A 2,710-nucleotide genomic window follows, 5' to 3' on the forward strand; every position below is an offset into this window, starting at 1 on the left:
CGTATAACCTCCTCAATATATTTACTAACCTATTTTACCATTAAACATAATGTTAAGATTATATAATATACAAAACTTAAATTATTTCATAGTCGAATTATACACTGTATTAATAAAAATCAATTTCGCTAACCCCCCCTTTCCAAAGATATCTTTCACACATTTATACAGGGAGTTAAACTTAAAAGTCACACATAAATCAAATAATCTCATTACAGCACTTCCCAAGCAGGCTTCTCACGGAGCCCCCAAAACCAAGATCGGCAAAGCCGAGTGAATGTTCTTTAAGAGCATTTTTCCCTTGTGGGATCTCGGACTCCTGGATGCTTCGCATCACGAATCTGTCAAAAAAATACTTCTTTTCAATTTACTTAAACACCTAGAAAGAAAAGCGAAAACACCGAGAATTACTAATTCTTCGTCAAAATACAGTTCATAAAGGAAAATTAGTCCGCAGACAAGAAATAAAAACGGATGCGCCCGAGTAGCAAGATAGCAATAACCCCTGAAATTAAAATTAAACCTGAACAGATTGAAGAATCCACTACAAAAGCTAACGAAACAACAATAAACAAAATATAAATTTGAATTATATTTCTCAACAACCAAAATTACTTAATGTGGTAAAATAATAATTGGATACCTTAGGGTGTCTTTTCTTTTGTTTGAAACACATTCTGCCAAAATACCTGTATCTTTGTTGATTTACGACTCACATAAACCAACAAACTTCGTATATATAATTTGTTACCCTAAATAGGTTGACGATACGAACAGTTATAGGAGGATTTTGTGAATGATAAAAACAGCTTGTGTAAGTATGATTACAGGCATTCTTTTAATATGTTCAACAGGATGTGCCACTCAAACTGAATCTATTACAACTAAAACTCAATCAATAGATGATGGCACATATACAACAAAAGAGATCAAAGACGCATTTCCTGTAGGAACACCCATAACTACTTACATTCAAAAAGAAGAAAAACTGAACGTAAAACATCTCACCAATATTTCACTTACAGATGGTGGCGTCGGTAGAGTTCTGGAAGCAACAGATGGTTTTGTTGTTGTATGTGGGAATGAAAAAGGAGTTTTTGATGTGTTAACATTTAAAACTCTGGAAGATGTAAAGAAATATGAACAGAGTTTAAAGCGATAATTAATATCCTCCTTATGCCTTTTACACAGACATTGTCCTCTTGCTCTTGCTATGGCCTTTTCTAAGTACAGTATAATTGCGTCATGAATACACACACGTTATAATAGTCACCTAATTACATATGAAGAGGTGCAGAAAATGAATAAAACTGAATTAACAAAAGTAGTAGCAGAAAAAGCTGAACTTACACAAAAAGATGCTGCAGCAGCAACACAAGCATTATTAGATACAATAACAAATGCGTTAGCAACTGGAGAGAAAGTACAGATTCTTGGTTTTGGTACATTTGAAGTACGTGAAAGATCTGCACGTACAGGACGTAACCCACAAACAGGTGAAGAAATGCAAATCGCGGCTTCAAAAGCACCTGCTTTTAAAGCTGGAAAAGAATTTAAAGAGGCAGTGAAATAATTACACATAGTCAAAAGGCTTTCCACACCCCAGCTTTGCCCCCTACCCCTCGCATATCCTGTTTTGGCTAGCTAATCTGGTTTGTTAAGGGGGGAAAAGAGAAGGAGGGCAAAAAAAAGAATCCTTTAAAGATCAGGATTCTTTTTTTTGAAGTATCGCCTATTGTGAAGTATTTTTATAAGAATGTGTAGTAGAAGGTTATAGCAAATCCGATTAAAAAGAGTAATGATACGAGGAGATAAACTCTTTTTTTGTTATCTTTTGCTATTATTTTATCTAGTGTAATAAAAATACCAACAATACCTGCGATTAATGCGAATTTAGAGAATTCAGATGGATATGTGAAGGCAACTACTGCGAAACAAGCAATAATCAATGTTAGTCTATAAAACAGTATTCCTTTAGACATTTCCATTTGAGGAATCACACCCTTCTTTTTATATTTGACTAGCAGCGCAACCAATTGCGTAACCAGCTAGACATCCAAGACAACCACCACATGCATATGGACTAGCAAATAAACATCCTCCACATGCACCTTCGCAAGCCCATTTAGCCCATTGAGGCATAGTTTTCCAGTTGTTTTTAATACAACGTTGAACATCTTCCCAGTAACCTGCTTTTGCATTGTTTTCTTTTAAGATTGATTCACTTTTTCCATCAGTGAATAATTTCATCTGATTAAGTTTTCCATCTTTTGAATTTAGGTCTAAAGTCCCTACATTTTCACCATCTAATGTTTTTACTGTTAAAAGAATCGTATCACCATTATTTGGTGTTTTCAACTCTAAAAATGTAGGGTCTGCAAACTTACTTTCAGATTCGTTAAATCCTACAGTTAGATATTGTTTTGTATCATTAGATTTAGGGTTTTCTTTTGAAGGAATTATGATAGCCGATGTTTTATTCTCTTTATAATCGACTTTAACAGCTTCTTTCCATTCAAAATCTGCTGTGGAATAAATACTTAATTTGTTTTGTTTAAGATCAGTTAATTGTTTTTTTACTTTGTCCAAAATTTGTTCGTCAGCAAATTTATTTGTTTCATTTTTCGAAAGATTTTCTGGTTTTTTACAAGGTACACAATCGAACTTTTTTTCTTTGGTATTATTATTAATATTGTTACTAGTATTATCT

Annotated in this window: 4 protein-coding genes; 2 read left to right on the forward strand and 2 right to left on the reverse strand. The window is 33.5% G+C overall.

All coding sequences use genetic code 11. The features are described 5' to 3' along the window. Positions 1–796: 796 nt before the first annotated feature. Both ABWK52_RS08345 and ABWK52_RS08350 read left to right on the forward strand, forming a co-directional pair. On the forward strand, positions 797–1,162 hold the full coding sequence (locus tag ABWK52_RS08345; protein WP_098446788.1) for a hypothetical protein: 366 nt from the start codon (positions 797–799) through the stop codon (positions 1,160–1,162). 138 nt (positions 1,163–1,300) lie between these two features. Then, positions 1,301–1,573: an HU family DNA-binding protein gene (locus ABWK52_RS08350; protein WP_001043942.1), complete on the forward strand. Its 273-nt coding sequence runs from the start codon at positions 1,301–1,303 to the stop codon at positions 1,571–1,573. A 175-nt stretch (positions 1,574–1,748) separates the two neighbouring features. Here the strand turns inward: ABWK52_RS08350 and ABWK52_RS08355 are convergent, their stop codons facing one another. Next, positions 1,749–1,988 carry a hypothetical protein gene (locus ABWK52_RS08355; protein ID WP_002001785.1) on the reverse strand — a complete coding sequence of 80 codons (240 nt, stop codon included), beginning with the start codon at positions 1,986–1,988 and terminating at the stop codon, positions 1,749–1,751. A 22-nt stretch (positions 1,989–2,010) separates the two neighbouring features. Then, the coding region (locus ABWK52_RS08360) for a hypothetical protein (protein ID WP_353771916.1) at positions 2,011–2,710 on the reverse strand (700 nt) is incomplete at its 5' end.

It is taken from the genome of Bacillus sp. AP50 (genome assembly GCF_040492675.1).
Lineage (GTDB): Bacteria > Bacillota > Bacilli > Bacillales > Bacillaceae_G > Bacillus_A > Bacillus_A cereus.

Excerpts from the sequence above, each read along its gene's own strand:
- ABWK52_RS08345 (WP_098446788.1), top strand. The coding sequence starts at position 797 with ATGATAAAAACAGCTTGTGTAAGTATGATTACAGGCATTCTTTTAATA.
- ABWK52_RS08350 (WP_001043942.1), top strand. The coding sequence starts at position 1,301 with ATGAATAAAACTGAATTAACAAAAGTAGTAGCAGAAAAAGCTGAACTT.
- ABWK52_RS08355 (WP_002001785.1), bottom strand. The coding sequence starts at position 1,988 with ATGGAAATGTCTAAAGGAATACTGTTTTATAGACTAACATTGATTATT.